At 67.3% G+C, this 6,487-nt stretch carries 1 protein-coding gene and 1 pseudogene; one reads left to right on the forward strand and one right to left on the reverse strand.

Annotated features, from left to right (window positions below; genetic code table 11):
• A pseudogene (locus WN71_RS43550) lies at positions 1-120 on the reverse strand (IS630 family transposase); the annotation flags it as partial.
• A gap of 538 nt (positions 121-658) precedes the next feature.
• Between WN71_RS43550 and WN71_RS39080 the strand changes: the two are divergent.
• Entirely contained in the window at positions 659-6,475 is a 5,817-nt protein-coding gene (locus tag WN71_RS39080; RefSeq protein ID WP_240529925.1) for an RHS repeat-associated core domain-containing protein, read from the forward strand.
• The last annotated feature ends 12 nt before the right edge of the window (positions 6,476-6,487 follow it).

Raw genomic sequence — 6,487 nt, forward strand, 5'->3', positions numbered from 1 at the left:
ACGCCGCGCAACCTCCGACACCTTGGTCTTCTGCTCGAACAGCTCGGCCGCCTGCATCCGTACCGACTCCCGGCGCCGACGCCCCTCGGCAGTCAGCCCACCCCCATCGCCATATCTCACACACCACCGAATACAGGCACTGTTCCAACCCCATCAGGCACTTCGCCAAGATTCACCCTGGCGAGCCGAAGTCAGTAAAGAGCTCTAGCCTTACGGCTGCGAGGTGGAGTACGAGTCCGGCGTCTATTCCTTTGACGTGGTATGCCCGCGATCGGCTGCCGCTGATCATCGTCGCGTTTGTGATCGAGGTCATTCTCCAACTCGGGAACCAATGATCGTTCCCCCTGTTCACAGGCCATTCACACGATTTACAGTCTCGCTTCACTGATCAACTTCTGGTTCGAGCCGGCGGCTGCAGCGCGTTGCTGTCCGGCTGATCCGTGCTGGCAGTTGAGCGGTTGGTCTCGGTTCTTGGACTGCCGGATCCTGCGGGCGCGTGGGGCTGGTGGGGGTGGGGGTATTCGTGGCTGCTCGGCGTACGCGCAGGCTTTCCGTCGGTGTTGCGGGTGCGGTACTGGCGGGACTGTTGTCGACGATGGCGGTGGTGTCACCGCAACAGGCGACTGCTGCCGGATCATCGGACGACGGGACACCACTGGTGCCGGCCCAATCGGTGGGCACGGCGCCGGCGCAGCAGGCCGAGGAGGCAGGCAAGGCGCTGCCCGCGCCGAAGTGGCCCAAGGCCGCCGAGGCGACGGTCGACCTGACGCAGGCCGCGCCCGGCGATCCGGGCACGGTGACCGCCGACCCGTCTGCCTCGGCAAGCAGCAGCGACGACACTGAGGTCGCCAACGTCGTCGAGGTCGCCCCCGTGGACGACGGGAGCGCCCCTTCGGCACAACTGTCCCGCGCACAGCTCACCGACGACGACACCAGCGCCCCCGAGCCGACCGCATCCGGCGCCCCGACGCCCGAGCCCAGTGCCGCGGATGCGAGCGCAGACCCCACCGTCACGGACACGCCCGACGCCTCAGAGCCAGCCTCCGCAGACCCGGACCCCGCACAGAGCCCGTCACCGCAGCCCTCGGAATCGGCCTCCACCGCCGGCGACGGGGATCCGGTCTCGCCCGACCAGGTCGAGGTGCGGGTCCTCGACCACGACGACATCGCCCCGGCCGGAGGCATCGGCCTGGGCGTCCAGGTCATCCGCACCGACGGCATCACCACCCCCGGCCAGGTACAGGTCTCGATCGACTACTCCGGCTTCAAGTACGCCTACGGCGGCGACTTCGCCGACCGGCTGCGCCTGGTCAAAGTGCCCGCCTGCGCACTGCAGACGCCGGATGTGTCGGAGTGCTGCAAGCGTGAGTTCGTCGACGCGGACAACGACACCGCGAAGGGCACGCTGACCGCGACGGTCGAGGCGGAGCCCGACAGCGATGGCCTGTCCTCGCAGCTCGACAGCGGCTCGGCCTCCGTGTACGCGGTCACCGCCGGCACGTCCTCGGACCAGGGCGACTACCGGGCCTCCACCCTGTCGCCGACCGGGTCGTGGGACGTGTCGACCGGCTCGGGCGCCTTCACCTACAACGTGCCCATCAGCCTTCCCGCGCCCGCGCAGGGCAGCGCGCCGTCGCTCGGGCTGTCGTACAACTCCCAGTCGGTGGACGGGCTCACGTCGGCGACGAACAACCAGGCGTCCTGGGTCGGCATGGGCTGGGATCTGAACGTCGACTTCATCGAGCGCCGCTACCGCAGCTGCAGCACCGACGGCCTGGACTTCCCCGAGCTGTGCTGGGACTCGCCCAACAGCGGCGCGGAGCCCAACGGTGCCGTCTACGTCATCAGCCTCAACGGCGTCTCCTCCCAGCTGATCCAGGACAACACCGGTACGGGCTCCTACCATCTGCAGGCCGACCCCGGCTGGCGGGTGCAGCACATCACCTCGGGCGGACAGGGCGCGGTCGACGACTACTGGGTGATCTCCACCCAGGACGGCAGCCGCTACTACTTCGGCTGGGGCCGCGACGAGTACGAGCAGACCGCGACCTCCTCGGTGTACACCGTGCCGGTCGTCGGAAACGACGCCGGCGAGCCCTGCCACGACCAGTTCCCGGTGCCGTGCACCCAGGCCTGGCGGTGGAACCTCGACCGCACCATCGACCCCAACGAGGTCGAGGCGGCCTACCACTACGACAAGCAGTCGAACTACTACCGCTCCGTCGCCGACGACGACAAGGCCCGCTCCTACACCGCCTCCGGCTACCTCACCCGCATCTCGTACGGGTGGGCCTCCCAGATCTCCGGCTCCAAGCCGACGGCCAAGGTAGAACTCACCCACGTCAACCGGTGCGTGGAGCGCATGGCGGAAACCGACCCACTGCGCCACGCAACGGATCCGTGCCCGACGTTCGACGACAGCCCCACCTCCTATCCGGATGTGCCGGTCGACCTGCTGTGCGACGGAACCGCCGGCGACTACTACTGCGCAGCCAAGCCGGACACGCCCACGTTCTTCAGCACGGACATGCTCTGGGACATCAAGACCTACGTGCGGGATACGGCGGCCGTCGGGTGGGACCTGGTGCAGCAGTACCAGACCAAGCACGGCCTGCCCAACCCTGCCGGCGACGTCGGCAAGACGCTGTGGCTCGACTACATCCAGCGCGAGACCTACGGCGCAGGCGATCCCATCGTGCTGCCCGTCATCAACTTCAACGGCACCGACCTGGACAACCTGGTCGGCACCGGTGAGCTGAACTTCCGACGCATCACCACCATCCACGGCGACCTGGGCGCCACCACCACCGTCACCTACGACCAGCCCGACCCCTGCGACGCGGACAACCTGCCCACCCAGGCGTCCAACACCAAGGACTGCTTCTGGCAGAAATGGACGCCCGAAAACGGCAGCGAGAAAACAGGCTGGTTCAAAAAGTTCCTGGTCACGAAGGTGACAGTCGACCCAGCGGTGACGGGTGCCCTGGAGGGCGACCCGGAGATGACCACCAGCTACGCCTATGACGGCGCAGCCGGCTGGCGCTTCACCAACGACCCCCTGACCAAGGACGACGACGAGTCGTGGTCCGACTGGCGCGGGTATCACGAAGTCGAGGTCACCACCGGCCAGGGCACCGTCGCGCACACCACCGTCAGCTGGCTCTACCGCGGTCTGGACGGCGACCGCACCGACAAGGACGACCCGTCCAAGACCCGCTCGGTCTCCGTCAGCGACGGCGAAGGCACCTCCTACACCGACTCCGCGTGGCTGGCAGGGCAGGTCATCGAGACCTCCACCCGCGACGACACCGGCAGTTGGCAGCAGCACGTCTTCCACGACTACTGGGCGCACACCACCGCCACCTACGTCGGCCTGCCCGACGCCCGCTTCGTCCGCGAGGACCAGACCACGACCGAGGCGAAGGTCTCCTCCGGCACCGGCATCCGCACCCACGTCGTCCAAAACGAATACGACGATACGAGCGACCGGTCCACCACCTACGGCCTCGCCGTACGCATTGACGACCAGGGTGAGAAGGGCGTCGCCGACAACACGTGCACGACCTGGGGCCGCACCGTCAACACCGACGCCTTCGACGGCTCGCCCGTCAAGCGCTGGATGATCCTCACCCAGGAGACCCGCCACTACAACACCAGCGGTGGCACCTGCGCCGACCGGGCCTCCACGAACCAGGACTCCTACAGCTACACCCTGTACGACAACGCCGCCTCCGTGTCCGCGAACCACCCGGTCGACGGCAACGCCACCGGCACCGGCACCTACACCCTCGCAAGCGACCCCGACGCACAGCGCGCCTATTTCGGCTACGACGCCGCCGGCCGACAGATCTGGGCCGAGGACGCCGACCACAACCGCACCACCACCACCTACAACCCGGCCAGCAACTGGCCGGTGAACGGCATCGTCACCACCACTCCGGACCCCGACGGTCCTGCCCGTGGCCTGGGCCCGTTGACCACCACCGTCTGGAAGTCCCGCTTCTGGGGCGTGCCGTACCAGGCCCAGGACGCCAACGGGAACATCACCAAGCAGGTGATGGACGCGGCCGGACGCACCATCGAGGTCTGGAAGCCCACCGAAACGGGCGACAAGCCGTCGATGAAGTTCGCCTACAACATTCCCACCACCACCCTCGGCACGGTCCCGGACTCCGTCAACGGCTACGCCAGGGTGACCACGTCGACCCTGCAGTCCGGCAGCACCTACCTGACGTCGTACGCATTCAGCGACAGCCTCGGCCGCGCTTTGGAGACGGATTCGCCGCTGCCGTCCCCGGCGCACGACCCCATCCCCCAACAGCAGGTCGCGGTCACCCGCTACGACTCCGCCGGCAACGTCACCGGCACCTCCGCGGTCTTCCGTACGACGGGAATCGCTGGCGGCGTCGGCGGCGGCACCCCGGTGAACCCGAAGCTTGAGGATCTGCCCTCCTACACCGACCTGACCCTGGACTGGGCCGGCCGCACCACCGTGTCCAAGATCCTCGTCGGTAACGGCACCACCACCCGCACCGCCCGCGAAGGCATAGTGAGGACTGCCTACTTCGGCGACTACACCACTGTCACCCCGGCCGAGGCCGGCCCCACCGACACCTACACCGACGTCTTCGGGCAGACCTCCCAGGTCGTCGAACACAACGGTGCTTCCACCTACGCCACCAAGTACACCTACGACGACAAGGGCCAGCTGCAGCAGATCACCGACCCCCGCGGCAACACCACCACCTACGTCTACGACTGGGCCGGCAACCGAACCCAGGTCCACGACCGCGACGCCGGTGATTCCACCACGAAGTACAACCACAACGGCCTCATCAGCTCGGTGTCGAACAAGCCCGACCCGAACACCCCGAGCCTGATGACGAACACCCTGACCTACGGCCACGACACCCTCGGGCGCAAGACGTCGGTCAGCAGGGGCACCACCACTCTGGCGACCTGGCAGTGGGACGGAGTGAGCGGCGGCAAGGGCCAGATCACCTCCTCCACCAGCACCGACACGGCCGGCAACACCTACACCGTCAAGACCGGCGCCTTCGACAGCCGCAACCGACCGCTCAACACCACCGTCACCATCCCCGCCGCCGTCACCGGCCTCGCCGGCGACTACACCACCAGCTACACCTACGACGCCGCCGACCACGTCACCTCCGTCTCCTACCCCGCCAAGGGCGGCCTGGCCGCAGAGACCGTCAACACCACCTACAACGACTACGGCCAGCCCACCAACCTCGCCTCCAGCGCACAGACCTACGTCAACAACACCCTCTACAACTCCTACGGCCAGCTCACCGAACGCGACTACGGCGCGCCCGCCGTCGGCACCAACAAGGTCACCGCGCAGCGCACATACGACTACGACGACACCGATGGCACGCGTCAACTGACGAACATCAAGACCACCACCAGCGTCGACCAGGTCACCACGCAGCAGAGCCAGAACGACGCGTACAGCTACGACGACGACGGCCGCGTCACCGAGATCCGGGAACAGGCAACCGGCCAGACCGCTCAGTCGCAGTGCTTTACCTACGACGACCAGGGCCGACTGAGCAGGGCCTACACCCGAGCCGACACCAGCAGCCAGCTCTGCTGGCTCGCCTCCAGCGGAGTCGACTGGGCCACAACCGGCTCAGACTTCCAGGGCGAAGCCCCCTACCAGACCGACTACACCTACGACCGCCTGGGCAACCTGCAGTCCGTCCAGAACACAGACGCAGCCAAGACGCTCGTCAACCACGACTACCTCTACCCCGGCTACAACGACGCAGGCACCTGGACCACCGCCAACGCCGCTCAGCCGCACGGCGTCCGCAAGATCAACATCATCACCAGCACCCCCAATGCCGACGGCACCACCACCAGCACCGTCACCGGCACCGAGAGCTTCACCTACGACACCGCCGGCGAGATGCTCAAGCACATCGAACCCGCCAAGACCACCGACTACACCTGGAACCCCCAGGGCCAACTCGACACCGCCACCACCACCGACACCAGCGGCAGCAAACTCACCCGCTACGCCTACGACGCCGACGGAAACCTCCTGGTGCGCACCACTCCCCAGGAGACCCTCGCCTACGTCGGCGGCATGGAACTGCACACCGACGGCAAAAAGACCACCGGCACCCGCTACTACACCTGCGGCGGCACTACCGTCGCCATGCGCACCACCGTCGGTACCTCCAGCGGCGACAACCTCACCTACCTGATGGCCGACACTCAGGCCTCGACGCAGGTCGCTGTCGACGCCAAGACTGGTGCCACCAGTCGACGCCGCTACACCCCCTTCGGTGACGAACGCTCCGGCACCCTGCCTACCGGAACCAGCAACGGCTTCCTCGGTAAGACCGAGGACACCAGCACCGGCCTCTCGCTCCTCGGCGCCCGTGCGTACGACCCGCGCCTTGGGCGCTTCCTCAGCCCCGACCCCCTTAGCCTCGCGCTTTCATGAAGCGAGCTGTCC

Source organism: Streptomyces mangrovisoli, assembly GCF_000974985.2.
Taxonomy (GTDB): domain Bacteria; phylum Actinomycetota; class Actinomycetes; order Streptomycetales; family Streptomycetaceae; genus Streptomyces; species Streptomyces mangrovisoli.